The following is a 25,677-nucleotide window of genomic DNA, read 5'->3' as shown; positions in this document are numbered from 1 at the left end:
CAAAGCGCGCTTTGGTATGCTGGGCCTCGCCGTGATGTGGATGCCTGTCGCCTGTGTGTGACCGCGCGTCCGACCAAGCCAGTATTGGCTAGCGCGGCGCTGCGAACAATCGCCGCGAGCCGTTGAACACTGCCAAACGCACAGCGTTGACTGCCGCGGCATGTCCTTCAAATTCCACCGTCAAAGGAAGTCATTCGATGCCCACCGTCGCGATCGCGATCTTCCCAGGTGTGCAGGCACTCGACGTCGCCGGTCCCGTCGACGTGTTTTCCGAAGCGAACGGCTTCATCGCGCCCGCGCAGCACTACGAGGTCAAGTTGCTGGCCACAGACCCGGCACCGTTGCGCGCGTCGAACGGCATGACGCTGGTGGCGGATGCGACCTTCGAGCAGGCCCGCGAACCGTTCGATCTCGCGCTCATCGCCGGCGGCCCCGCTCTGCCACACAACGAAGTGCCCGACGCGCGCCTGCTCGACTGGCTCGCTAACGTCGCGACACGCTGCGCCCGCTACGGATCGATCTGCACCGGCGCATTCGCGCTCGGTCACGCGGGCCTGCTCGATGGGCGGCATGTGACCACGCACTGGCAGCACGCGGCGCAACTCGCCGCGCAGTTTCCGCACGCGCGGGTCGACTTCGATCGCATCTATCTGCGCGACGGGCCGCTGGTCACGTCGGCGGGCGTGACGGCCGGCATCGATCTGTCGCTCGCGCTGGTGGCCGAGGATCACGGCCCGCATACCGCGCTCGCGGTCGCCAAACGGCTCGTCGTGTTCGCGCAGCGGCAAGGCGGTCAGTCGCAATTCAGCCCGTATTTGACCGCGCCCGCCGGCGACACCTCGCCCGCCGCGAAAGTGCAGGCACACGTGATGGCGCGTCTCCATGACAGCTTCACCGTCAAGCAACTCGCCGACGTCGCCGGCATGAGCGCGCGTAACTTCGCGCGCGTGTTCGTGCAGGAAACCGGCGTGACGCCGCATGAATTCGTCGAACGCGCACGCGTGGATGCGGCGCGCAAGCTGCTCGAAAGCAGCGCCGCGGCGCTGAAGACGATCGCCTACGATTGCGGCTTCGGCACCGCCGACCGCATGCGCATCGTGTTTACGAAGCGGCTCGGCGTAACGCCGATGCAGTATCGCGAGCGCTTTCGGTCGGCCTGAATACGGCGTGAGAAAATCGTCGATTCTGCAAGACAACGATCACAAGGAAACGACATGCCATCCTCTTCTCCGATCCGCGCGATCGTCACCGGCCATACGCGCGGCCTGGGCGCGGCGCTCGCCGAACAACTGCTCGCGCGCAACGTCACGGTGCTGGGTCTGTCGCGCTCGCGCAATGCGGCGCTGAAGGCGCGCTTTGCCGCGCAGCTCGAAGAAATCGAGCTGCCGCTCGCCGAGCCTGCACGCGTCGCGCAATGGATCGCCACCGACGCGCTGAGCAACTTCGTGCGCGGCGCGCAGACGGTGCTGCTGATCAACAATGCGGGCACGGTGGAACCGATTGGGCCCATCGAAGGTCAGGACGTGGCGAACGTCGCGGACGCGGTGAGCCTGAACGTCGCGACGCCGCTGATGCTCGCGAGCGCGCTCGCCGCCGCAGCCATCGACGCAACCGACCGGCGCATCGTGCACATTTCGAGCGGCGCGGCGCGCAACGCGTATCCGGGCTGGAGCATCTACTGCGCGACCAAGGCCGCGCTCGATCATCACGCGCGCGCCGTCGCGCTCGACGCGACTCGCGCGCTGCGCATTTGCAGTCTCGCGCCGGGCGTGATCGATACGGATATGCAGGCGCAAATTCGGGGTAGCGGCGAAGAGCAATTCCCGATGCGCCAGCGCTTCGAAGATCTGAAGCGCAACGGCCAACTGTCGACGCCCGAGCAATCCGCGGCGCGGCTGATCGACTACGCGCTTAGCGATGCTTTCGGGCAGACGCCGGTCGCGGACATTCGCGAGATCCCGAAATCGGCTTGAACGAGCGATCGCTGCCGATTGCTGCCGCTCCCGAAAAGCCTCACCTTTGGCACGGAGCGGCGGTGAATCGGCGTCAGCTAGGGTCGCCATTGCTCCCGAAAAGCCTCACGTTTGCGGTGAAAAGAGGGCTCCAGGGGCATTTCAGCGAGCGCGATGTGGCTCTGACACATCGCTCCCGAAAATCCTCACCTTTGATCGAACGCAGTCGGCTCACGTCGCCGATGCCGGCCTTGTAAGCGGCAGATCGCCTGGACATTCAACGACTTACGTTACACAGCCGCCGAGCGGTCAACGCGCTGGATGCAATGAACGGCGACTGCATGAAGCCTGTTTTTCACGTCGACAACGCGTGCGGCCTACCGATACGGCATCGACGGGTCCCGAAAATCCTCACCTATCGCTGACCCGCAAATGCGTGCATGGCCGCTCGCCGCTTGCCGCACGGTTTATTTCGCTTCTGGGACGGCCGGTTAGTTGCGAAAGAGCCAGCCCGCGCGCAACTCCCGAAAGTTCTCACCTTTCGCGTGCCGCACGCGCTGCGATAATTCGATCAGGCGCAACCAGTAACCGACGTGCGCCCCCGCCGGCTTCCTGCGAGACGGCCTCACCGCGTTGCGCTTCTGACCGGAACCATGCTTCCCAAGAAACCATTCGCAACTTGTCGCACCGTCGACGCCACTCCCGAATACCCTCACCTTCGGTTTTGAAGTGCGCGTACAGGTGCGCATATTCTCACCTCTGCGGCTCCCGAATCTTCTCACCTATCGATATCGACGCGTGCGCCGCAGAATATAATCGGAGCCGACGGTCGATTACTCGTCGCGAGGTGGCAGTGCGTTGCGCCGCCTCTTCCCCGCTGGCAGCACGCGGCTCGAACGGCAGTTCCTGACAAACCGGCAAAGGAGGAAGAATGAAAACAAACGGCGCGAGAAGAATCGTCGGCACAATGTTCGCGGTAGCCATCGCGACTTGCGCGACCTATGCCAACGCACAGACGCGCGAGATGCCGAACGACGCGTCGATGCAAAGCCAGCCGGCACCAGCGGCTTCGAACCGGAACGCCAACCGGTCCGACAGCGCGATTGTCCGCGACGTCCGCCGCGCTTTCACGCGCACCACCAACCTCAATTCGGCGAACATCCGTGTCGAATCGCGCCACGGCATCGTTACGCTGAGCGGCACGGTGCCGCGGCAATCGCAAATCGCGCAAGCCGGCAACGCCGCGCGATCGGTTCGCGGCGTCAGAAGCGTGCATAACCGGCTGACCGTGCGACGGCGCGCCAATCAGTAAGCAGGCGTGGTGGCATCGGCCGGATGGATCGATGCCGCCTGTTCGACTTCCCTCTCTATCAGCCTCGACCCGCACGTCGTTCACAGTGCGAAGCGTTGCGCGCCGCACAGTTTCTCCGCTCTGCTTAAGAAACAGGTTGACCTCGGCGGAAAGCGAACCCTAGAATTCAAGAATCATCACCAATGGGGCTCACGCCTTGGACACCTGCAGTAGCCGACTTTCGAACAGTTTCGCTGCCTGACCGGCAGGACGTCCGCGCTCTCTTCATCAGCCGCCGTCTTGCCAGCAGGCAGACGGTGCGCGCCGCAGTCTATTCCCGTGCACCTAACGTAACGTCGTATCCGCATGACAGGAACGCCGCGTTCAAACGCGTCCCTGCCCTGATACGGCGTCGCACTGCGAGCCTCGCGCTTGCGGTCGCGTTTGCGCGCGCGTTGTCGATCAACGCAGCCAGTTCAACGCAATGCGCGCGAACGCGTGGATAAGCACGTGCGTCGCGAACGTGCGTAGCGAACGCATCAAACGCTTGTACGCAGTGACCGCTACCCACCAACAAGGAGCCGTCATGCCTGACAGTGACAGTTATCCCTTATGCCGCTTCCCTGTTCTATTAACCGAGGAAAGCGAGTAGACCTCCATCGCCGCGCCCGGACATACGCGGCCTCCGTGTCTGCTGGCTTTCCACCAGCGCGTCGAAACCGACGCACGGAGATACCCAATGCAATTCGGCCTCCTTCTTTCGAAGTTCCCGCGCGTACAGGAATCGCGCGCGTTTTACGACGCTCTGCTGGTGCTGCACCCGCGCGAATCGCGCCCGTTCATCGCCTTCTGCCGTCGCGTGATGTCGCGCCTGGCATAGCGTTTCGCGACCCGACCTCCGACAACTACAACCAGGAGAGAACGACATGTCTACTCCGACGAACATTTCCTCCGCGCGCAGCGCCGTGCTCGATTCGGCACACGTAGGCGATATCAAGGGCGCGCTCGGCACGATCGCTCACCATGACATCGCACCGCGCACCAGCTGGTGGGCGCGCGTGCGCACGCTGCTCGCGATCCTCGGCCCTGGTCTGATCGTGATGGTCGGCGACAACGACGCGGGCGCATTCGGCATCTACACGCAGGCCGGCCAGAACTACGGCACCACCTTGTTGTGGACCATGCTGTTGCTGGTGCCGGTGTTGTTCGTCAATCAGGAGATGGTGCTGCGGCTCGGCGCTGTCACGGGTGTGGGCCACGCACGGCTCATTTTCGAGCGCTTCGGCAAGTTCTGGGGCGCGTTCAGCGTCGTCGATCTATTCCTGCTGAACGCGCTGACCATCGTGACGGAATTCATCGGCATCACGTTCGTGCTCGACTTCTTCGGCGTCTCGAAGATCGCGGGCGTATGCATCGCCGCTGCGCTGACGATGGCCGCCGTCAGCACCGGCGACTTCCGCCGTTTCGAGCGCTTCGCGGTGGCGCTGTGCGTGCTGAGCCTGTTGCTCGTACCGGTGCTCGTGTCGATCCATCCGCCGGTCGGCCAGATCGCGCGCGACTTCTTCATTCCGAACTGGCCCGCGCATTCGAAGCTGTCCGACGTGATGCTGCTCGTGATCGGCATCGTCGGCACGACGGTCGCTCCGTGGCAGTTGTTCTTCCAGCAGAGCTACGTGGTCGATAAGCGCATCACGCCCCGCTTCATTAACTACGAAAAAGCCGACCTGTGGATCGGCATCGTGTTCGTGCTGATCGGCGCGGTCGCGATGATCTCGTTCAGCGCGGCGCTGTTCGACGGCCGGTCGGGCTTCGGCAACTTCACGGACGCGGGCGGTGTGATCGCCGGTCTCGAGAGATACGCGGGACGCACCTCGGCCGTGCTGTTCGCGATCGCGTTGTTCGATGCGTGCGTGATCGGCGCGGCGGCCGTGTCGCTGTCGACCGCCTATGCGATCGGCGACGTGTTCAAGATTCGCCATTCGCTGCACCGTAGCGTGTCGGATGCGAAGGGCTTCTACGTCGTGTACTTCGCGATCGTCGCGGCCGCCGCGGCGTTGGTGCTGATTCCGGGCAGCCCGCTCGGTCTCCTGACCGAAGCGGTGCAAACGCTCGCCGGCGTGCTGCTGCCGAGCGCGACCGTGTTCCTGCTGCTGCTGTGCAACGACCGTGCAGTGCTTGGTCCGTGGGCCAATTCGAAGAAGCTCAATCTGTTTACCGGCGCGGTGATCTGGGTCCTCGTGATGCTGTCGATCATCCTGACCGCGTCGGTGATCTATCCGGACATCGCGGCGGAAACGATCATCGAAGTACTGGCGGGCGGCACGTTGCTCGCGGTCGTCGGCTACGTGGCGAGCACCGGGCTTCGCAGGCTGCGCGGCGAGTCCGCAGCCGAACCGGCTCCGCTCTATACGAAAGAATCGCGCAACACGTGGCGCATGCCGCCGCTCGACGAACTGCCGCCGCCGCGTCTGACGCTCGCCAAACGCGTATGGATGGGCGTGCTGCGCGGCTATCTGCTGCTCGCGATCGCGCTCGTGATCGTCAAGGTCGTGCAGATGGCGCTGCTGAAGTAGTGCGAAAGGTGAGTAGTTCCAGGAGGTCCGGGCAATGGTGAGGATTTACGGGAGCCATGTCCGGATCGACAACGCAAGCGCTGCCGGAGCCTGACATGGCCGGCAGCGCTTCGAATAACTCATTGCCCCTTCCACGCCCTCGGCACCCGGTGAAAATTCCGGTCGAAGTAAATCAGACTGTCGCCGTCGGCGCGCACGCGAATCTGCGTGGTCTCCACGAACATGACCGAGTGCGAACCGACTTCCTTCGCTTCCACGATCTTCCCCTGCAAGCTCGCGAGCGCGCCGCGCAGCACCGGCACGTCGCTTTCACCCTGATCCCACACGGGCAGCTTGAAGCGCTCCTCCATCGAAAGACTGGTCATGCCCGCAAAGTGACGCGCGATACTTTCGAGGCTCGCGGGCAGCACGTTGATACACACATCACGGTTTCCGACGAACACCGCGTGCATCGCGCTCGACCGGTTCAGGCAGATCAGCAGCGTCGGCGGCGTATCGGTGACCGAGCAGACCGCGCTCGCCGTGATGCCGCAGCAGCCGTGCGGACCCGCCGTGGTGATCACGTTGACTGCCGCGCCTAGATGGGCCATCGCCTGTCTGAACTGTTGGCGGTTTTCATCGATCCCGGCATCAGCCTGTATTGCTTGGCTCGACATGTTGAAGTCTCCTGTATTCGATTGCCGGTCATCGCAAGATAAGCCGGTAGTGTTAGCGAGGCTTTGCGGCCGCTTGTCGGCCCGCTATCATGAAAGCCCTCTGACGATCATTCCCGCGTGCGATTTCCACGCACGCGTCTGCCCATTCCAATGCCGCGAAGCGACCGCCCTCCCGTCACCGATGCCGCCCCCACCGTCTATATCGTCGACGACGACAACGGCATGCGCACGTCGCTCGCGTGGCTGCTCGAATCGGTCGGCATCCAGTCGCAGGGCTTCGTCAGCGCGGCGGAGTTCCTGCGCGCGTTCGACATCAACGTGCCCGCCTGTCTCGTGCTCGACGTCCGCATGCCGGAGGCGAGCGGCTTCGACGTGCAGGAAGAACTGAACCGTCGCGGCGCCACCTTACCGATCATTTTCGTCAGCGGCCACGGCGATATCCCGATGTCGGTGCGCGCGTTGCAGCACGGCGCGATCGACTTCGTCGAGAAGCCGTATAACTCCCAGCAGATGCTCGAACGCATCCAGCGCGCGATGAAACTCGCGTCGCAGCGTCACGCGAAACACATGCGCCAGTTCGAACTGCGGGAGCGGATCAACTCGCTCACGTCGCGCGAGAAGGAAGTGCTGCACGGTTTGATCGAGGGCAAGCCGAGCAAAGTGATTGCCTCGGACCTGTCGATCAGCGTGAAAACCGTCGACGTGCATCGCGCGAGCATCAAGGAAAAGCTCGGCGCTTCGTCGATTCCGACGCTCGTGCGCGGCGTGCTCGAAGTGTGGAGCCCGTCGGACGAGCGGCCGGAATGACACAGCCGCCGCGGCCTATCCACACACATCAGCGCATGTACAGGCCTCCGTTGACGTCCCAGCACGCGCCATTGGCGAAATAGGCCTCGCCGGAAGCGAGCATCACCGCGACATCGGCGACATACGACGCCGCTCCTAGCTTGCCGACCGGTATCCCCGCGATCACTTTCGCCAGCTTGTCCGCCGGCACGCTCTCGTGAACGATCGGCAAATCGAGCGGCCCCGGCGAGATCGCGTTGACCGTCACGCCGCGCGCGGCGAGATCGCGCGCGAAGACCTTGGTCAGCGTCAGCACGCCGCCCTTCGCGGCGGCATAGTGCGCGCCCGTGGCCGAGCCGCCGTTCTGCCCCGCCAGCGACGCGATGTTGACGATGCGCCCCACGCCGCGCTGCGCGAAATACTGGCCGAATACCTGGCAGCCGAACAGCACGCTGCGCAGATTCACGTTGATCACCTGATCGAACTGCTCGGCGGTGATGTCCATCACGGGCACGACCTTCGAGGCGCCTGCATTGTTGACGAGCGCATCGACCCCGCCCCACCGTTCGAGCAGCGCGTCGCGCGCCGCCTCGAAGTCCGCCTTGCGTGTGACGTCAAGCCGGATTGCGAAGGCGCTCGAGCCGTCGCTGCTCAGTTCATGCGCGAGCGCTTGCGCGGGTTCGATCGCGATATCGGCGAGCGCGACCTTGTAGCCTGCCTCGTGAAAACGACGCGCGACAACGGCGCCAAGTCCGCGCGCGGCGCCCGTCACGAGCGCGATTCTGTTCGACATGTTGCTGACTCCTTGATTGCGTTCAGGCGGATTGCGCGACGCGCGCTTCGATATATGCGGCGACCGCGCACACCGTTTCGTCGTCGTTCTTGCGACCGATGATCTGCAAGCCTGCGTTCAGCGTCGAGCGTTCGATCGGCACGGGCAGCGTCAACGCCGGATGCCCGCTCAGGTTGAACGGCCGGATCAGCGACGACATGCCGATCACCGACGTGCCGGCGCGTGCTGCTTCGAGCGTGATCGGCAACGAGGGCATCGTCGGCAGCACGAGTACGTCGACGTGATCGAGCGCGCGGTCCACTTCGTCGGTGAACACTTGCCGCACGCGTTCGGCCGCGTCGAGATCGGCGGCGCTCGTCGTCGCGGCCGCACGCAGACGCGCGTCGATGTCGGCGCCGAGTTTGCCGCTTTCCACCAGATGGCCGAATGCGCGTGCCGTCTCTGCGTTGATTACAGCGAGGCCGGCCGTGAATGCGTCTTTGAACGACGCGAGTTCGACCGGTTGCGAGGCGAGTCCGGCTTGCGCGACAGCTGCGGCGATTGCTTTGGTGATGTCGTCATCAGCATCGACTGCGACGACGCCGACACGCAGCTGCGAAACGTCGCGACGCGCATCGTCCGTGCGAAACGACGGATCGATCGCCGTCATCACGCGAACCAGCGTGTCCATCTCGCGCGTGAATGGGCCTACGCAGTCGAGTGTCGTGACGCGCGGCGCCACGCCGTGCCGCGAAACCCGGCCGAACGTCGGCTTCAGGCCGATCACGCCGCAGCATGCGGCCGGACCGCGGACCGAGCCGCCGGTGTCGGTGCCGAGCGCGGCGTCCACGAGCTTCTGTCCAACCGCCGACGCCGACCCGCTCGACGATCCGCCCGGAATGCGTGTCGCGTCCTGCGGATTGACCGGCGTGCCGGAAAAATCGTTGATGCCGGTCATGCCGAACGCGAGCTCGTGCATGTTGGTTTTGCCGACGATGCGCCAGCCTGCGTCGAGCAAACGCTGCACGACCGCCGCATGCTCCGCTGCAGGCGGTGCGTCGGCAAGCGCGCGGCTTGCCGCCGTCGTCGCGTAGCCGGCGATGTCGATGCTGTCCTTGATCGCGATCGTCGGCGCGTCGGCGTTGTCCGTCGCACTCAGATTGAATGTCTGCAGAAATGCGCTCATACCGAAACTCCCTGGACCGGGTTGACTTGCCACGGTGCATCGAAAAGACGCTCGGTACGGAAATGGCGGATCAGCCATGTCGCGCCCGCATCGTCATCGGCGGGCACGAAGTCGACTTCGAGGCGCGCCGCGATCAGTTCGGCTTTCGCATCGACATAACCCGAAGCCTGCAACATGATCCAGCGACCCTTCGCCGTGTCGCCGCTCACCTCGATGTGTTCCGCAGTCAGAAAGTGCACGTTGGTCGCGAAGTGCGGCGTAGGCGGCAGATAACGCTGCAGCATCGCGACGATCTGCGCGGGCCCCTCCAGACGCCCGAACTTGTTCGCGTATTGCGGGCCGATGCCTTCCCAGATCGCGTCTTCGGCGAACAGCGCGGCGAGCGCCTCGCCTTCGAGCGCGTGCACCGGCACATCGCACAACGCCATATAGCGCGCGATCGTCTTGCGCACCGCGTTCTGCGCTTCGAGCGCTTTGACGCGCGCGAGCAGCGCGTCGATAGCCGCTGCGCTTATCGCATCTGTCATCGCGTCACGCATTGTTTGCGGCCGCCGGCGGCACCGTCAGCGCACGGCCGACCCGCGCCTCGATCTTGCCGTAGCGCCACAGGTTGTAGTCGCCGACGGGCGTCGTCCGATACAGATTGCACACGGCCACTGCGGTGTCGAAGTCGGCGACGTCGGCCATGATGTAGAACGTCCACGGCGCGCCATCGGCATTGCCGACCACGAGCCGGTCGTCGTCCATCACGCCGAGCACGCGCACGTCTTCCATCGCTTCGATCGCGTTCAGCATCTTGCCGTACGCTTGCCACACTTCGCCGATCTGTTCGCGCGGCAAGTCGAAGAAGTTCTGTGAGACGCCGCAGCAGAACAGCACGCGCAAAGGCAGGTTTCGGTTGTCGCTCATGGGTACGTTCCTTGGTTCGATTGATTGAAGAGAGCTCACAGATAGCCGGGAATCGGCTGCACGCCGACGAACACGGCGCCGGCTCCGTCGTAATTGCCTTCGCCGAGGAACGCGTGTTGGGTGACGACCATCGCGTCGCGCGCGAGACGTTGCAGCGGATGGTTGCGATAGATCGCCATCGTGCCGCCCAGCCGATACGCCCGGTTCACGACGTCGGCGCCCTGGTGCGCGATCTGCGTGGCCGACAGGCGCAACAGACTGACCTGATCGGGCGCCACGTCGTTGCCCGCGAGGATCGACTGCCAGACGCTGTCGGTCGCTTCGTAGAAGAACGCGCGCGCCGAACGCAGTTGCGCCTCGGCTTTCGCGAGTTCGATGCGGTAGTACGCACGGTCCGCGAGTTGCGGCGCGCCGGTCGTCGTCTTGCGGCCGCCGGACATCGTGTTGGCGACATCGAGCGCGGCGCGCGCGAGACCAAGATTGACGACCGCCAGCACTTGCGCCGCGTACGCGATGGTCGGATAGCGATACAGCGGCTCATCGACCGTCGGCGTGCCGCCGCGCACGAACGTCCAGTCTTCCGTGACGAACCGGTCGGTCACGCGCAGGTCGTGACTGCCGGTGCCTTGCATGCCGACCACGTTCCAGTTCTCGACGATCTCGACCTGCTCGGGCCGGAAGACTGCCGTGCGTGGCTTGCCCGGCGCCTCGCCCGCCTTGCCCGTGCCAATGCCGACGCCGAGCCAGTCCGCGCCCTTGCAGCCGCTCGCGAATTTCCACGTACCGTTGACGCGAAAGCCGTTCGGCTCGGGCGTCGCGTTTTGCACCGGAAAGAGACCGCCCGCGAACACCTGGTCGGGACCGCTTGCGTAAATCTCAGCCTGCGTCGCGAGCGGCAATGCCGCGAGATACAGGTTGGCCGAGCCGAAGCTCGCGACCCACGCCGCCGAACCGTCCACCGTCGCGATGCGTTCGATCAGCGCGAGAAACTCTCCGGGCGCGCGCGCATCGCCGCCGAAGCGCTTCGGCGTGGCCGCCCGATAGATGCCCGCGCGCTTGAGCATGTCGATCACATCGCGCGGCACGTGCGACAGGCGTTCGAACTCTTCGCGTCTCTTCGCGATTGCGGCGATCGCGTCATCCAGTGCCTGTTCCATGGATGGGGCGAGGTAGTCCTGCATGTTGACAGTGGCGGCGAGCGACATGGACGTCTCCGTATCCTGTGACATCGATTAGTGAGTGGACGTGTGCCGCTTGCACACGGTGAAGCCAGTCTAGAAACGCAAAAAAACACGAACAATTGGGAAGAGATGACGCGGCTTAGGCAAATCTCCCGATGCAGCTAAGGATTTCTTTAGCGATGCGTCGTAAAACCGGTGGTATGGTTGACGCCGTCGGCATTTCCGCATTGAACGGCTTCCCATGACCTCGCCTACCGAACATGATTTCCGCGTGCTGCTCGATGCGCTCAACCAGTGCGTGCTGCTGCACGACGCCGAGACCAAAGCGATCGTGTGGGCGAATCGCGCCGCCTGCGTCGCGCTCGGCTTTACGCTCGAAGAACTGCTGCCGCTTAAGGCGCACGACATGACGCGCAACGACGCGCGCTATCGGCGCCAAATCGCCGTCGATGCGATGGACCGCTCGGTCGCACAGGGGCCGCAAGCATATGAGTGGTGCTATCGGTCGCGCACGGGTGTCGACATGTTGTCCGAAGCAATCGCGACGTATGTGCCGCTGAGCGGACGGCCGGTCGTCATGGTGCAGTTTCGCGACATCAGCGAAGAAGAGGCGATGCGTCAGAAGCTGCGCAGCTACGAAACGCGTTTGCGCGAGTACATGCAGGATCTCGACGAAGGCGTTGCGCTGATGACACCGCGCGGCAAGGTCGCTTATCTGAGCGAGTCCGGACGGCGGGTGCTCGGCGTGGCGCCCGATGCGCCGCTCGGTGTCGCGCTCGACTATTGCACGCGCGAAGACCGCGACCGCCTCGCGAGCCAGTTGCGCGACGCGCCGCGTCAGCATTCGACTGGCGCGCAGCGTTACCGGATCAAGCGGCGAGATGGAGCCGAACGCTGGCTGCGCATCACGTGCCGGCGCGTCGATATCGACGGTGAACTCAACGGCGTGCTCGTACACTTTCGCGACGTCAGCGAAGAAATAGCGCTTGAAGAAACGCGCCGCACCGAAGCGCGCATGCTCGAATACGCGGGGCGCTATAACGCAATGGGCGAAATGGCGACCGCGATCGCGCACGAGCTGAGTCAACCGCTCGCGGCGGTGCGCAATTTCATCGAAGGCGCGATCCAGCGTCTGAATCAACCGGATGCGATCGACAGCGCGGTGTGGGGACTGCGCGCCGCGGACCGGCAAGCGGAGCATGCGGCGCTGATCATCAAAAGCGTGCGTGAATTCGTCGGCAAGCGCGACCCGGTTGCGACCGAAGTGGATCTGCGCGACGTGCTCGCGGACGTCGCGTACTTCATTCAACTGCGCGCGCGCGTTGAAGGGGTGAGCGTCAACCTCGAACAATCGGCGCAGCCGCTGCCGATCCGTTGCGAACGCGTGCTGATCGGGCAAGTGATTCTGAATCTGGCGTTCAATGCGGTGGAAGCGCTGACGGAAACGAAACAGGCCGGCCGTGTGATCACGCTGGCCACGTCGCGAAGCCACGACATGGCCGAGCTTCACGTGATCGACAACGGCCCAGGCGTGTCCGACGACGTGCTCGCCCGCCTGTTCGAAGGCTTTGCTTCGTCCAAAGCGGCCGGCAACGGCATCGGCTTGTCCTTGTGCAAGAACATCGTTTCCCGCCATGACGGGCGCATCTGGGCGCAGCGCGCGGCAACGGGCGGCCTCGACTGCCGCTTTGCGTTGCCGCTGCTGTCGCAAGCCTGAGCGCATCGTGAAGCTAGCGGCCCAGCGACCGCGCGGTCTTGCCGCCGAGACCGGTGTTCGCCGCCGCCAATTCCGGCAACAGAATACGCACCGACTCCGCGGGCGCCCCGATCGCCTGAACGGTCGCATCGGTCAAGCCCTCGATCAGTCTCGCCTTGCGTTCATCGGCATAGCCTTGCGACAGATAGACTTCGAGTGTCGGCATGATGACCCGTCAGAGCAGGAAGCCGATCGCGCTCAGCGCATCGGTCGAATCGATCAGGCGGATCACCTTCTCGACGAGACGCGGCTCGCCGCTCGCCATGCTGATCTTGTGCGTGAGATCGGCCGCGAAGATCGTCGGCGTGCCGCGCTTGTACGCGATGATGATCTGCGACGACTTCACTTCGACCACGTCCGCGGCGTCGCTCGCGAGCGTGAAGCGCGACACGGTGCGCACCGTGCGCGCCGCATCCGATGCGGACGCCGAATAGCCGGACGTCATACGCTGCACGCGCAGTTCGCGCATGTGCTGATCGTCGTACGCGTAGTTCAGTGTGGCTGCGTAGTCGGTCGTGTTCGGATCGATCGGCACCACGTAGTAGCCGGCCGGGTCCCACAGTTCGAGCCACTCGCGGTAGTCGCGCCGATCGAGCAATTCGGCTTCGCGCCAGATGAATTCGATCGCGCGTGCAAAGGTCTGGTGGGAAAAGAGTGCGTTTCTATCGTCCATCATGCCTGCTCCATCATTGCGCGCCACTGCTTATAGGCTTCGCGCATGCCGGTTTCATCGGTTGCGTGTGCGGTCTTTTCGCCGTTCGCGGCGGTCGTTTCGCGATTCAGGCCGCGATTGACGAGGATCGGTACATCCGGTCCCGCATGCGAGCCGCGCTGCACGCGCTCCCACGCTTCGGCGTCGTCGGGGCTGCCGAAGCCGAACGGGCCCTGGAAGTGCTCGTGAATACGCAGGCGCACACGGTTCGCTTCTTCGGGACCGCCGTCCATCGCGAGCGCGACGTGGCGAATCTCCGTTTCCTCGGCGGAAATCGGCCGCAGTACGCGGAAGAACGCCATCGACAGCGCGAGATTCGGGAACAGGTTCAGGTTGAAGCCGACACCCATCAGCGAGCGCACGATGCGGCGCACCTCTTCCGGCGTATGTTTTTGCGCGAGCTGCGCGGCGAGCTCGCTAAACCGCTCGGGCAGCGGCGCGCCATCGTCCTTGTCGAGATCGACGATCTCGGGCATCAGCACCGCGAGGCTGTGACCGTTGCCGAGCGAGCGGCAGAACGCCTGGTCGCTCGTCATGAAGCTGGTGATCGCGGCGGCGGTCTCGTCGTCGATCGACTTCATCCACGACTTGTGCACGACCGGGAAGTGGTACAGGTCCGTCGTGTTCTCGAGCTGGATCTTCCAGTTGCCCTTGAACTTGAACTTGTGCTCACCGTTCGCCTTGATCGGATAGCCCGCGCCCTGCTTCATGAACAGATCGATCCACGGCTTCGCGCCACCGAGGAAGTCTTCGAGCGGTTCGATCGTTTCGTTGAAGCTCGCGAAGATCAGGCCTTGATAGACGCCCACGCGCAGCTTCTTCAGCGGCAGGTCACCCTTCTCGCATACGCCTTCGTAACCGTCGCCGTACGGCAGCGCGCGCAGCGTGCCGTCGAGCGCATAGGACCAGCTGTGATACGGGCACGTGAAGCCCTTCGCATTGCCCTTGTGCTCTTCGCACACGGTCGCGCCGCGATGACGGCAGCGGTTTTGCAGCACGTTGACCGCGCCGCTCTTGTCGCGCACGACGATGACCGGCTGACGGCCGATCGTCGTCGTGATGAAATCGCCGGGCTTCGGCAACTCGCTGTCATGCGCGACCCAGATCCACGTCTTGTAGAAAATGCGCTCGAGTTCGACTTCGAACAGATCGGGATCGTAGTAGAGCGAAGGCGCGATGCGATCGGCCTCGGCGCGCTTGGCTAAAGCGCTGGTGTCGATGGTTTGATAGGTCGGCGTACTCATCGTATGCGGGGACAGTGGCGTGGTGGAATGAAGACGCACATCAGCGCATCCTCTCGTTGACATCAGTCTCCCTTTGCGACGATCATGCGTCAAATCGATTAAAAACAGGTTGTCGGATAAATCCAGCTGATATCACAAGAGCCCACATGACATCCATCGACCACGTCGATCTCAATCTGCTGAGAGTGTTTCAGGCGATCGTCGAAGAGCGCAGTCTGACGAAAGCGGGCGAACGCCTCGCGCTATCGCAGCCCGCGGTCAGCTACTCGCTCGGCCGTCTGCGCACGATGTTCGACGACCCGCTCTTCATCCGCACGCGCGCGGGCATGCAGCCAACCCCCGTCGCGCTCGAACTCGCGGAAATCGTCGGCCACGCGCTCGACACCGTGCGTCAGGCGCTGCGTTACGCGGAACGGTTCGATCCGACGACGAGCACGCGCACGTTTCGTCTGTCGCTATCGGATGCGGGGGAAATGGCCTATCTGCCCGCGCTGTGCGCGGCGCTGCAGAAATCCGCGCCGCGCGTGAAGCTGGTCGTCGAGCCGTTGCCGGTGGAAGAAATCGAGGAGGCGCTGCGTTCGAGCCGGCTCGACTTCGCGATAGGCAATCTGCCGTCGCTGCTGCCGCGCACGCGGCATAGCCTGTTGTTCGAGGAATCGTATGTGTGCATGACGCGCAAACGCCGAGACCTGCCGAGCGGCGACACGCTGAAGCTCGACCGGTTTCTCGCCGCGTCGCACATCCAGGTGCGCTCGCTCGAACATAGCCACCATGCGCTCGACGATGCGCTGCGCGCGCAAGGCGTCGGCCGCAATATCGCGTTCGCGTTGCCGCACTTCGTCGCGGTGCCTGGCGTGCTGGCCGCGACGGATCTGTTCGCGACGCTGCCCGAGAGGCTCGCGCATATCCTCAACCGCGGCGACGCGTTCCGGATCTACGCGCTGCCCGTGCCGCTGCCGAAGGCCGCCGTGACGATGCACTGGCACGAGCACTTCCACGAAGACGAAGGCATCGCGTGGATGCGTGGCCTGATCACCGAAATCCTCGCTGGCTTCGAGAAGATGTGATTGCGCTCAGGTGAATCAGAGGTCAAGCACGAGCACCGGGGTTCGCGAGCGCGATACGCAGCAGCAGATCACGCTATTGCTCGCGCGCTCGGCCTTGCTCAGGCAGTGATCGCGATGCTCGGGCTCGCCGCTGACCACATCGACCATGCAGGTACCGCATACGCCTTCGCCGCACGACGTGTCCACTTCGATACCGATCGACGCGAGCGCGTCGACGATCGACGTGTTCGCATCGACGCGCACCGTCTGACCGCTGCTCGCAAGCTGCACGTCGAAGCTGTCGAGCGACGCTTCGACCGCGGGCGCCGGCTCCGCCTTGAAGCGTTCGAGATGAATCGCGTCCGCGGGCAAGCATTGCTGAGCGCTGGCGACGACCAGATCCATGAACGGCGATGGACCGCAGGTGTAGACATGCGCGTTCGCGCCTGCATCGCGCAGACAAGCATCGAGCGCAGGTTTCAGTTCGTCGGACTCTACGCCGAAATGCAGCTTCACGTGCTGTGCGAACGGCTCGCGCGTGAGCAGCGTCATGAACGCCGCGTGCGCTTCGCTGCGGGCGAAGTAGTGCAGCGTGAAGCGCGCCTGCCGCGCGGCGAGCCGATAAGCCATCGACAGCAACGGCGTAATGCCGATGCCCGCGCCGATCAGAATGTGCTCGTCCGCGTTTTCTTCGAGGCGAAAAAGGTTGCGCGGCGCGCCGACCGATAGCTCGGTGCCGACGCTCACTTCTTCGTGAAGTGAACGCGAGCCGCCGCGCGATTGCTCTTCCTTCTTCACCGCAAAAATTTGCGAGTCGAGACGCTCCGGATCGCCGCATAGCGAATATTGCCGCGTGACGCCCGAAGGACTCGTGACGTCGATATGGGCGCCGGGTTCGTAACGTTCGAACGGCAGCCCATCGAGCCGCGAAATGCTGAACGAGCGGACGCCGTGCGCTTCTTCGCGCAAAGCGTCGACGCGGACTTTCAGGGTTGAAGCTTGCATGATTGCCTTCCGATGTGGTGCTGGGGACGATATGCCGAGATTAGCGTCGCCCATCGAATAAGCAAAATAGATTAAAAAGCCTTTCTCGCATCAATTGAATTGATATTACCGGCGAGCGGCGTTGCGGCTTCCGCCGTTGCTTGCGTTTGCCCGTTCATACGCGTCTGCAGCGCCTCGCGCTCGAGGCTCGCGCGATAGTGCCTGCAGCCGACGAACAGCAGCGCCACCGTCAGCACGGTTGCGATCGCATTGACGACGGTCATCGAATGACCGACGGCGAGCGGCGAGCCGAACACTTTGTCCGTGATCAGCGCGACCAAGGTCGTGCCCAGGCCCAGCCCGATCAGGTTCGACACGAGCAGAAACATCGCGGAAATCTGCGCGCGCATCTGATTCGGCGCGAGCGACTGCATCGCGGCCGCGGACGTCGCAAGCGGGAACGACGCAAAAAACATCGCGACGACGAGCCACGCAAGAGATAAACCGAGGCTCGTGCTGTGCGCGAACGCGACCGCCGGCACGAACATGCATGCCGCGCCAATGCACGCGGCACGCAACGGCCCATCGGCATGGCCGCGATGCAGCAGCCAGTCGCTCAGCCAGCCGCCGCCGAAGACCCCCGCCGTATTGGCGACGAGCAGCACCGCTCCGAGCGTGTAGCCGGCTTCGACCGGCGACAGCCCGAAGTGACGCATATAGAACGCGGGACTCCAGCTCATCAGGCAGTACAGCGTCATCGCGTAGAACGAGAAGCCGATGTAGTGGCAGAAGAACGTCTTGCGATGCGCGCCGACGAAGCGCAGCGAATCCGCCATCGACACGCGTTTGACGTGGCCGCTGCGATCCTGCGCGAGACCTTTGCGCGCGGGGTCGCGTACCGTCAGCCGGAACAGCAGCGCGATCAGCAGACCCGGCAGGCCGACGATCAGAAACGTGATCTGCCACGCGCGCACATCGCCGATGACGGGCAATGTGAATACGCTCGCATGCTTGAGCAGTGCGATCACATAACCGCCCAGCAGAAACGCCACACCGCCGCCGATGAACGAGCCCATCGAATAGACGCCTACCGCGCGGCCCAGCCGCGACTTCGGAAACAGGTCGGCGAGCATCGAATAGGTTCCGGGCGACAGCGCCGCTTCGCCGACGCCGACGCTCATCCGCGCAAAAAACATCTGCATGAAATTCTGGCTTGCCCCGCACGCGGCTGTCGCAACGCTCCACAACGCGATGCCGCCGGCGATGATGCGCGGCCGCGGAAAGCGGTCTGCAAGATACGCGAGCGGCATGCCCATCACCGCATAAAACAGCGAAAAAGCGAAGCCTTGCAGCAGGCTGAACTGCGTATCGGTCAGATGCAGATCGCGCTTGATCGGTTCGATCATCAGCGCAATCACCTGTCGATCGACAAACGAAAAAATGTAAGCGAGCATGCAGATTACGACGACATACCATTCATAGGTATAGCGCTTATTTCGTGTTGGATTGATGCTCGGCGCGGTCATCGCGTGTCTCCGGTCAGGGCGTAGGAAAGCATTCGCGCGAGCGCGCGCTGCGCGAATGCTTTTGGGTATAGCGGGGGAAAAACGCGTTGCGGTTACCGTTGACGCGTTTCGTGCGTGAACTTCAGCGCCACGACAGTGATGAGGCCGAGCACGATCAGGAACACGGCAACCGGCCAGTAGGCCTGATAGTGCGCAAGCAGCGCCGTCGCGATCAGCGGCGACAGGCCGCCCGCGAAGATCGACGCGACTTCGTGACCGAGCGCCACGCCGGAATAGCGGACTTCGGTGCTGAACAGTTCGCCTACGAGCGCCGGCAGCGTGCCGATCATCGCGCCGTGGCAGACCGCCGTGCCGAGCACCAGCGCGAGCCAGATCAGCGGCGTGGACTGCGTGTTGAGCAGCCAGAAGAACGGAAACGCCATCACCGCGAGCGATACCGCGCCGATCATGTACACCGGCTTGCGCCCGAGGCGGTCCGACAGCTTGCCCCATGCGAGCATCGCGCCCATTTCGACGACCATCGCGAGCATCACGCCCGTCAGCATCACCGAATTCGAAATGCCGACGAACTTGCCGTACACCAGCGAGAACGCGAGAAAGATATAGGCACCCCCGTTCTCGGCGACCCGCAGACCCATCGCCATCAGGATCTCTTTCGGATGACGCTTGATCGCTTCGAGCACCGGCATATGCGCGGTCTTGCCGGCTTTCTCCGCATTCTCGAAGTCGCGGCTCTCCGGCAGGTTGTGGCGGATGTACACGCCGAGCGCGAAGATCACGATGCTCGCGAGAAACGGCAGACGCCATCCCCACGACATGAACTGATCGTGCGGCAGCGCTTGCGCCGCGAGGAACGCGCCCGCCGACATCACGAAGCCGCCGCCCACGCCGAGTTGGCTCCACGCCGCGAAATAGCCGCGTTTTTCGGGCGGAGCATTCTCGCTGATCATCAGCACCCCGCCGCCCCATTCGCCACCCGATGCAATGCCTTGCAGCAAGCGCAATCCCGCGAGCGCCGCTGGGGCGGCCAGACCGATGTGCTCATAGGTCGGCAGCAGCCCGATGCCGAAGGTCGCAAAGCCCATGATCAGCAGCGTCCAGACCAGCGACGCGCGGCGTCCATAGCGGTCGCCGATATGCCCGAACACGATACCGCCCAGCGGACGCGCGACGAAGCCGATCGCAAACGCGGCAAACGCGCCGATCGTGCCGATCAGCGGGTCCGCGTGGGCGGGAAAGAACAGTTGCCCGAGTACGAGCGCGGCCGCGGTGCCGTACACGAAAAAGTCGTACCACTCCATCGCGTTGCCGGCCACCGACGCAATGATGATTTTCCTGAGTGCGCGATCCGACTCTGCCATGGCGCGCCCGGCCGCGATCGGGGATTGAACGGAAGACATGTCTGCTCGCATCTGAATTTGGGGGATTGCGGCCTTTCGGAAAAGGCTTCGCACGATATGCAGTGTCAAGGCGGCAGATAGTCGCGTCAAATTAGCCGAAAAGCAGGGCAGGTATCAGTGCAGCTAATATGCTCGGCGTACCCGGCATCACGACCGGACGATATGGCTGCACGATTCGAGCGGCAATAAATGCGGTCGCGCGAACGGTGAGGAATTCCAGGAGGTGGCGCTACGGTGAGGATTTACGGGAGCGGCGGCGGGATGTGCGACAGCTCACGCGGTGTGCGTCGGAACGGCGATGGGGAGGAGGCGCGTCGAAGCGCGCACGACGTGCTTCGCTGGTTTCAACGTCGTGGTCAATAACGCCGTTCGGAGCAGCTAGCACGGAGCGCGTCGGTGTCCGGTTCGAGAAAAGTGCGCTGGAATGCAGGGCTAAAAGTCGAAGCGATCCTGTGAAGGTGAGATCTTCCAGGATGGTGAGGATTTCCAGGAGTCAGGAGAACGACGCGGGTCCGCAAAGGTGAGGAATTCCAGGAGATCGACCCCGCATTCGAGGCTTCATGCTCGCGGCAATTGCTCTATCCGGGTGAAACGGGAGCCTTGGGCTCCCGAAAAACCTCACCTTATGGCCATCGCCCTCATTTCTTCTGACTCCGTCAGAACTTCACCTTCACCTGAAAACCAATCGTAAAGGGCAGATTATCCGAGGGAATCGGCGGAACGACGATGAAGTTCGCGCCGACGCGCTTGTATTCGAGCATCACGATCGGCGCGACCACCGGGCCGATCGTGTGATTGCTGCCGAGCCCCCAATTGCCGTAGTTATAGCCGGAGATGATCCCGCCGATCGCCGCGATCCGCACGATGCCCCAATGCGCGAACTCCGGCGCCCACACGGCGCCGCCATAGTAGGACGGCCGACGCAGCGAGTTGCGAAAGCCGCCGGCCGTCAGCGCCCACTGGTTGTTCAACCAGCATTCGACGCCAAGCCCGGGGTTGAACTGCTCGAAGTGCGTATCGGGATCGGGATTGATGTGATACGAGCCGAGCATCGCGTCGACCCATACACCGCCGTCACACCAGCTCGCGTGTGCCGAGGAGACCGCCGCGAAGCTTGCGAAAAGCGCCACCGCGGCGCGCCGGATATTCTTGTTCATCTGCCTGAAGTGCATTTCTTCTCCGTCACCGGTCGAGCGCCGGTGTCATGGTGTTCTGGCGATCCGCGTGCCGCCCGACGCGCACTGTACCTGAAGCCGCGCGGGCGATGTTGAGGACTCGCTCGGCCTGGCCGGGCACGCGACGTGCCCCCGCAGCGCGAACCGCCAGGATAACGGAGAACCGATGGCGTCCTGATGAACAAGCGTGAAGAAGTTCGCGGCGCGCAGCGGGCGCGCCGGCGGCGATGAACGTGGTGGGACCGTCTACAGACCGAGATCGGACAGGCTGGGATGATCGTCGGGCCGCCGGCCGAGCGGCCAGCGATACAAGCGGTCGGCTTCGCGGATCGGCAGGTCATTGATGCTTGCGTGACGACGCGCCATCAGACCATGCTCGTTGAACTCCCAGTTCTCGTTGCCGTGCGAGCGGAACCAGTTGTTCGAATCGTCGTGCCATTCGTACGCGAAGCGCACCGCGATGCGGTTGTCGGTGAACGCCCACAGCTCCTTGATCAGCCGATAGTCGAGTTCCTTCGCCCACTTGCGGCGCAGAAAGGCGACGATCTCCGCGCGTCCATGCACGAATTCGGCGCGGTTGCGCCACACGCTATCCGTCGTGTACGCGAGCGAGACACGCTCGGGTTCGCGCGTGTTCCACGCGTCTTCCGCGGCGCGCACTTTCTGGATCGCGGTTTCGCGCGTGAATGGCGGCAGCGGCGGGCGGGTTTCGATCGTATCAGCCATGATGGTTCCTCAGTCAGGTTGTGCGGTGCGCCGGGATGGCGGCCGTTTGATGGCGGCGGGTTTCGCCGCCCCATCGAGCAAGGTCCTGCCGACCGTCTGCGCGTCGAGCGCCGCAGCGGCTTCGCCGCTGACGAGCGCCACCGCGATCGCGCCGTCGAGCAGCACGAGCCATTGCCGCGCGAGCGGCGCCGCGCGACGCGCATCGATTTGCGCTTGCGCCGCGAACTCTTCGCATTCGGCGCGCACGAAATCGAGCAGACGTTCCTTGTGTTTGCGCGCGACGACGCGGATCGGATCGTCGGCGGATTCGATTTCGCCGGCCGCGTTCAGAAACGCGCAGCCATGAAAGTCAGCCGATGCGAACCACTCGCGCAGCACGTCGAACATGCCGAGCAGGCGTTTGCGCGCACCCTTGCCGCGCCGTTGCGTGCCGGCGATAAACCAGTTCATCCAGCGCTCGTCGCGCCGTTCGAGCGCGGCCGCGATCAGCGCGTCTTTCGATTCGAAATGCGTGTAGAAGCTTTTGCGCGCGGTGCCGGACTGCCGCACGATCGCATCGACGCCGGTTGCATGGATGCCGCCGGCGTAAATCAGCGCCTCGGCGGCATCGAGCAGCCGCTCGCGAGCCGTGCCGGGCTGGGCCGCGTCGTTTTGCGCGGTCGGATTCGTATCGCGTGTCATCGACAAAAGGTAGAACGATCATTCTCCCTCGTCAAGTTTTTCTTCGAGCTTCCGCGCGATGGGTGCGCTTGCTGCTATCTTGATGGAGATCGCTTGACCACCGCTCAACCGGAATCGCTTCGATGAAATCATCTTCCGTTCGCACTGCATGGCTACGCGTGCTGCTCGGCGCAGCGCTGCTGGGCGCGATGGCTTGCACGCCGATCCAGGTGCTCACGCATTCGGTCAGTCAGAACGAGGCGCGCGTGCCGCCCGGGCGCTACGACATCGATCAGGACCATACGAGCATCACGTTCGATATCGATCACTTCAAATACACGCGCTTTACGATGCGTTTCAATCGCAAGCAGGGGGAACTCGACTGGAACGACGGCGGCCTCGACCGCAGTACGGCGTCAGTCGCGATCGACGCGGCGAGCATCGACACGAACGTGCCGCTGCTCGACAAGATGGTGAAAAGCGACAGCATGCTCGATGTCGCGCGTTATCCGCAGATCCGCTTCGCGAGCACGCGTTTCGAGCGCACCGGCGAAGCGCGCGGCACGCTGAGCGGCGAGCTGACGATCCGCGGCGTCACGCAGCCTGTCACGCTCGACGTCACGTTCAACGGCTTTGCGCCAGATCCGCTGACGAAGAAAGACACGCTCGGTTTTTCCGCCGATGGTCATTTCAGCCGCGCGAAGTTCGGTCTGACGACCTGGTATCCGGCCGTCGGCGACGATATCCACGTGCGCATCCAGGCCGAGTTCGTGAAAACGCCCGCAGGCGCGTAAGCGCGCTGCGGGCGTCGGCGTTCAGACGGTGAGCTGCCGACTCAGGCAGCGGTCCAGTCGAGAATCACCTTGCCGCTCTCGCCGGAGAGCATCGTCGCGAAGGCTTCCTGATAGTCGCCGACCTTGAAATGGTGCGTGAGGATCGGCGACAGATCGAGGCCGCTTTGCAACATTGCGACCATCTTGTACCAGGTCTCGAACATCTCGCGCCCATAAATGCCCTTGATTTCGAGCCCCTTGAAGATCACCTGAGTCCAGTCGATCGCGGTCTGCGCGGGCGGAATGCCGAGCAGCGCAATCTTGCCACCGTGGTTCATCGCTTCTAGCATGCCGGTAAACGCGCTCGGCACGCCCGACATTTCGAGGCCGACGTCGAAGCCCTCTGCCATGTGCAGATCGTGCATCACGTCGCGCAACGAATCGCGCGACACATTCACCGCGCGCGTCGCGCCCATCTTGCGCGCGAGGTCGAGGCGATAGTCGTTGACGTCGGTGATCACGACGTTGCGCGCGCCGACGTGCTTCGCGATCGCGACCGCCATGATGCCGATCGGCCCCGCGCCCGTAATCAGCACGTCCTCGCCGACGAGGTTGAACGACAGCGCCGTATGCGTCGCGTTGCCGAACGGATCGAAGATCGCGGCCAGATCGTCGGAGATTTCGGGCGGAATCTTGAACGCGTTGAAGGCCGGAATCACCAGGTATTCGGCGAACGCGCCCTCGCGATTCACCCCGACGCCGATCGTATTGCGGCACAAATGCCGGCGGCCCGCGCGGCAGTTGCGGCAGAAGCCGCAGGTGATGTGTCCTTCGCCCGACACGCGATCGCCGATCGCAAAGCCGCGCACTTCCTGCCCCATCTCGACGATTTCGCCGACGTATTCATGGCCCACATGCATCGGCACCGGAATCGTCTTTTGCGCCCAGTCGTCCCACTTCCAGATATGAATGTCGGTGCCGCAGATCGCGGTGCGCGTGATGCGGATCATCACGTCGTTATGGCCGACTTCCGGCTTCTTCACGTCGGTCAGCGTGAGACCCGGCCCCCGTTCGAGTTTTGCCAATGCTTTCATCTGCTTCTCCGTTCCAATCACGCGGCGACTATGCCTGGATCACGCCGAGTTCGCGGCCGACGCGCGCGAATGCGTCGACGGCGCGATCGATCTGCTCCGGCGTATGCGCGGCGCTCATCTGCGTGCGGATGCGCGCGCGGCCTCGCGGCACCACCGGAAACGAAAAACCGATCACGTAGACGCCTTGCTTGAGCAGCGCATCGGCCATTTTTCCCGCGAGTTGCGCATCGCCTAGCATCACCGGAATGATCGGATGTTCGCCCGGCACGAGCGTGAAGCCGAGCGCGCTCATCGCACGGCGGAAATGCGCGCCGTTTTCGCGCACGCGTGCGCGCAGCTGCGCGCCTTCATCACTGGCGAGCAATTCGAGTACCTTGAGTGACGCAGCGGCGATGCTCGGCGTCAGCGTGTTAGAAAACAGGTATGGGCGCGAGCGCTGACGCAACAGCTCGACGATCTCCTTGCGCGCTGCGACATAGCCGCCCGATGCGCCGCCGAGCGCCTTGCCGAGCGTGCCGGTAATGATGTCGATGCGCGCCAGCACCCCGCAATGCTCGGGCGTGCCGCGGCCGTGTTCGCCGATGAAGCCGACCGCGTGCGAATCGTCGACCATCACCAGTGCGCCGTACCGGTCGGCCAGGTCGCAGATGCCGGCGAGGTTCGCGATGATGCCGTCCATCGAGAACACGCCGTCAGTCGCGATCAGTTTGAAGCGCGCGCCAGCCGCATCGGCTTCCTGCAGACGCGCTTCGAGATCGGCGAGGTCGTTGTTCTTGTAGCGAAAGCGCTTCGCCTTCGACAGCCGCACGCCGTCGATGATGCTCGCGTGATTCAGTTCGTCGCTGATGATCGCGTCGTTTTCATCGAGCAGCGTTTCGAACAGGCCGCCGTTCGCGTCGAAGCAGCTCGAGTAGAGAATGCAGTCATCGGTTTGCAGGAACGCGGCGAGCGCCGCCTCGAGTTGCTTGTGCACGGTTTGCGTGCCGCAGATGAAGCGCACCGACGCCATGCCGAAACCGTCGTTATCGAGGCCCTGCTTGGCGGCTTCGATCAGCCGCGCGTCATCGGCCAGACCGAGATAGTTGTTCGCGCAGAAGTTCAGCACATCGCTGCCATCGGCGAGACGCACGTCGGCCGACTGCGGGCTCGCGATCACGCGCTCGCTCTTGTAGAAGCCGTCGGCGCGGATCTGATCGAGGGTGCCGCGCAGATGGGCAAGGTATTGGTCACGCATGAACGGGACTCCTGAGGGTGACGGCGCCCGCGTTCGCATGG

General features: G+C 63.7%; 26 protein-coding genes. 9 read left to right on the top strand and 17 right to left on the bottom strand.

The genetic code is table 11. From position 1 onward, the window contains the following. Positions 1–197 precede the first annotated feature (197 nt). From BC1002_RS25435 to BC1002_RS25420, 5 genes are all read left to right on the top strand, one after another. Positions 198–1,160, top strand: a complete 963-nt coding sequence (locus BC1002_RS25435) for a GlxA family transcriptional regulator (RefSeq protein ID WP_013092873.1) — start codon at positions 198–200, stop codon at positions 1,158–1,160. A gap of 54 nt (positions 1,161–1,214) precedes the next feature. Beyond that, positions 1,215–1,973: an SDR family oxidoreductase gene (locus BC1002_RS25430; RefSeq protein ID WP_013092872.1), complete on the top strand. Its 759-nt coding sequence runs from the start codon at positions 1,215–1,217 to the stop codon at positions 1,971–1,973. A 910-nt stretch (positions 1,974–2,883) separates the two neighbouring features. After that, a complete protein-coding gene (locus BC1002_RS25425) occupies positions 2,884–3,264 on the top strand; it encodes a BON domain-containing protein (protein ID WP_013092870.1) in 381 nt (126 codons plus the stop codon). A gap of 718 nt (positions 3,265–3,982) precedes the next feature. Further along, complete coding sequence (locus BC1002_RS38505; protein ID WP_013092869.1) at positions 3,983–4,123, top strand: hypothetical protein; 141 nt, start codon at positions 3,983–3,985, stop codon at positions 4,121–4,123. Positions 4,124–4,169: 46 nt separating this feature from the next. Continuing rightward, positions 4,170–5,816 carry an NRAMP family divalent metal transporter gene (locus tag BC1002_RS25420; RefSeq protein WP_013092868.1) on the top strand — a complete coding sequence of 549 codons (1,647 nt, stop codon included), beginning with the start codon at positions 4,170–4,172 and terminating at the stop codon, positions 5,814–5,816. 119 nt (positions 5,817–5,935) lie between these two features. On the opposite strand, the gene hpaC is transcribed toward BC1002_RS25420, so the two are convergent. Continuing rightward, on the bottom strand, positions 5,936–6,472 hold the full coding sequence (hpaC, locus tag BC1002_RS25415; RefSeq protein WP_013092867.1) for a 4-hydroxyphenylacetate 3-monooxygenase, reductase component: 537 nt from the start codon (positions 6,470–6,472) through the stop codon (positions 5,936–5,938). 150 nt (positions 6,473–6,622) lie between these two features. Here hpaC and BC1002_RS25410 point away from each other — a divergent pair, with 150 nt between their 5' ends. After that, positions 6,623–7,279, top strand: coding sequence for a response regulator transcription factor (locus tag BC1002_RS25410; protein ID WP_013092866.1), 657 nt, complete (start codon positions 6,623–6,625; stop codon positions 7,277–7,279). A 28-nt stretch (positions 7,280–7,307) separates the two neighbouring features. Here BC1002_RS25410 and BC1002_RS25405 read toward each other — a convergent pair whose 3' ends face one another. The 5 genes from BC1002_RS25405 to BC1002_RS25385 are packed head-to-tail and all read right to left on the bottom strand — an operon-like array spanning position 7,308 to position 11,282. After that, complete coding sequence (locus tag BC1002_RS25405) at positions 7,308–8,051, bottom strand: SDR family NAD(P)-dependent oxidoreductase (RefSeq protein ID WP_013092865.1); 744 nt, start codon at positions 8,049–8,051, stop codon at positions 7,308–7,310. 22 nt (positions 8,052–8,073) lie between these two features. Beyond that, entirely contained in the window at positions 8,074–9,216 is a 1,143-nt protein-coding gene (locus BC1002_RS25400) for an amidase (RefSeq protein ID WP_013092864.1), read from the bottom strand. After that, positions 9,213–9,743, bottom strand: coding sequence for a nuclear transport factor 2 family protein (locus tag BC1002_RS25395; protein WP_041735414.1), 531 nt, complete (start codon positions 9,741–9,743; stop codon positions 9,213–9,215). Before BC1002_RS25395 ends, BC1002_RS25400 begins: the two co-directional genes overlap by 4 nt. Before the next feature lie 4 nt (positions 9,744–9,747). Next, positions 9,748–10,125, bottom strand: coding sequence for a hypothetical protein (locus tag BC1002_RS25390; RefSeq protein ID WP_013092862.1), 378 nt, complete (start codon positions 10,123–10,125; stop codon positions 9,748–9,750). A 35-nt stretch (positions 10,126–10,160) separates the two neighbouring features. Next, positions 10,161–11,282: an acyl-CoA dehydrogenase family protein gene (locus tag BC1002_RS25385; protein ID WP_238538024.1), complete on the bottom strand. Its 1,122-nt coding sequence runs from the start codon at positions 11,280–11,282 to the stop codon at positions 10,161–10,163. A gap of 265 nt (positions 11,283–11,547) precedes the next feature. On the opposite strand from BC1002_RS25385, the gene BC1002_RS25380 reads away from it, so the two are divergent. Then, positions 11,548–13,023 (top strand): PAS domain-containing sensor histidine kinase, encoded by a 1,476-nt coding sequence (locus BC1002_RS25380; RefSeq protein ID WP_013092860.1) that lies wholly within the window; start codon positions 11,548–11,550, stop codon positions 13,021–13,023. A gap of 13 nt (positions 13,024–13,036) precedes the next feature. Here the strand turns inward: BC1002_RS25380 and BC1002_RS25375 are convergent, their stop codons facing one another. From BC1002_RS25375 to BC1002_RS25365, 3 genes are read right to left on the bottom strand one after another with little or no spacing between them, the layout of a single operon-like run. Then, positions 13,037–13,228: a tautomerase family protein gene (locus BC1002_RS25375; RefSeq protein ID WP_013092859.1), complete on the bottom strand. Its 192-nt coding sequence runs from the start codon at positions 13,226–13,228 to the stop codon at positions 13,037–13,039. A 9-nt stretch (positions 13,229–13,237) separates the two neighbouring features. Further along, positions 13,238–13,738 (bottom strand): aromatic-ring-hydroxylating dioxygenase subunit beta, encoded by a 501-nt coding sequence (locus BC1002_RS25370; protein ID WP_013092858.1) that lies wholly within the window; start codon positions 13,736–13,738, stop codon positions 13,238–13,240. Further along, positions 13,735–15,018, bottom strand: coding sequence for an aromatic ring-hydroxylating oxygenase subunit alpha (locus tag BC1002_RS25365; protein WP_013092857.1), 1,284 nt, complete (start codon positions 15,016–15,018; stop codon positions 13,735–13,737). Before BC1002_RS25365 ends, BC1002_RS25370 begins: the two co-directional genes overlap by 4 nt. Before the next feature lie 146 nt (positions 15,019–15,164). Between BC1002_RS25365 and BC1002_RS25360 the strand changes: the two genes are divergently transcribed. Beyond that, positions 15,165–16,085: a LysR family transcriptional regulator gene (locus BC1002_RS25360; protein WP_013092856.1), complete on the top strand. Its 921-nt coding sequence runs from the start codon at positions 15,165–15,167 to the stop codon at positions 16,083–16,085. 15 nt (positions 16,086–16,100) lie between these two features. Here BC1002_RS25360 and BC1002_RS25355 read toward each other — a convergent pair whose 3' ends face one another. The 6 genes from BC1002_RS25355 to BC1002_RS25330 form a co-directional block, all read right to left on the bottom strand. Next, positions 16,101–17,069 carry a PDR/VanB family oxidoreductase gene (locus tag BC1002_RS25355; protein ID WP_013092855.1) on the bottom strand — a complete coding sequence of 323 codons (969 nt, stop codon included), beginning with the start codon at positions 17,067–17,069 and terminating at the stop codon, positions 16,101–16,103. A gap of 71 nt (positions 17,070–17,140) precedes the next feature. Further along, a complete protein-coding gene (locus tag BC1002_RS25350; protein ID WP_013092854.1) occupies positions 17,141–18,574 on the bottom strand; it encodes a spinster family MFS transporter in 1,434 nt (477 codons plus the stop codon). Between the two features lie 92 nt (positions 18,575–18,666). Continuing rightward, positions 18,667–19,974, bottom strand: coding sequence for an MFS transporter (locus BC1002_RS25345; protein ID WP_013092853.1), 1,308 nt, complete (start codon positions 19,972–19,974; stop codon positions 18,667–18,669). A 656-nt stretch (positions 19,975–20,630) separates the two neighbouring features. After that, complete coding sequence (locus tag BC1002_RS25340) at positions 20,631–21,146, bottom strand: hypothetical protein (protein WP_013092852.1); 516 nt, start codon at positions 21,144–21,146, stop codon at positions 20,631–20,633. 249 nt (positions 21,147–21,395) lie between these two features. After that, positions 21,396–21,875, bottom strand: coding sequence for a nuclear transport factor 2 family protein (locus tag BC1002_RS25335; RefSeq protein WP_013092851.1), 480 nt, complete (start codon positions 21,873–21,875; stop codon positions 21,396–21,398). A 9-nt stretch (positions 21,876–21,884) separates the two neighbouring features. Then, entirely contained in the window at positions 21,885–22,556 is a 672-nt protein-coding gene (locus tag BC1002_RS25330) for a TetR/AcrR family transcriptional regulator (RefSeq protein ID WP_013092850.1), read from the bottom strand. Between the two features lie 122 nt (positions 22,557–22,678). Here BC1002_RS25330 and BC1002_RS25325 point away from each other — a divergent pair, with 122 nt between their 5' ends. Continuing rightward, complete coding sequence (locus BC1002_RS25325) at positions 22,679–23,329, top strand: YceI family protein (protein WP_013092849.1); 651 nt, start codon at positions 22,679–22,681, stop codon at positions 23,327–23,329. Positions 23,330–23,370: 41 nt separating this feature from the next. Here the strand turns inward: BC1002_RS25325 and tdh are convergent, their stop codons facing one another. Together tdh and BC1002_RS25315 are read right to left on the bottom strand one after the other, a co-directional pair. Further along, positions 23,371–24,402: an L-threonine 3-dehydrogenase gene (gene tdh / locus BC1002_RS25320; RefSeq protein WP_013092848.1), complete on the bottom strand. Its 1,032-nt coding sequence runs from the start codon at positions 24,400–24,402 to the stop codon at positions 23,371–23,373. Positions 24,403–24,430: 28 nt separating this feature from the next. Further along, positions 24,431–25,636: a glycine C-acetyltransferase gene (locus BC1002_RS25315; protein WP_013092847.1), complete on the bottom strand. Its 1,206-nt coding sequence runs from the start codon at positions 25,634–25,636 to the stop codon at positions 24,431–24,433. Positions 25,637–25,677 lie beyond the last annotated feature (41 nt).

The sequence above is a fragment of the Paraburkholderia atlantica genome (genome assembly GCF_000092885.1).
GTDB classification, from domain to species: domain Bacteria; phylum Pseudomonadota; class Gammaproteobacteria; order Burkholderiales; family Burkholderiaceae; genus Paraburkholderia; species Paraburkholderia atlantica.
Note: the sequence above shows the minus strand (reverse complement) of the source record. Positions and strands in the feature narration are given on the sequence as shown.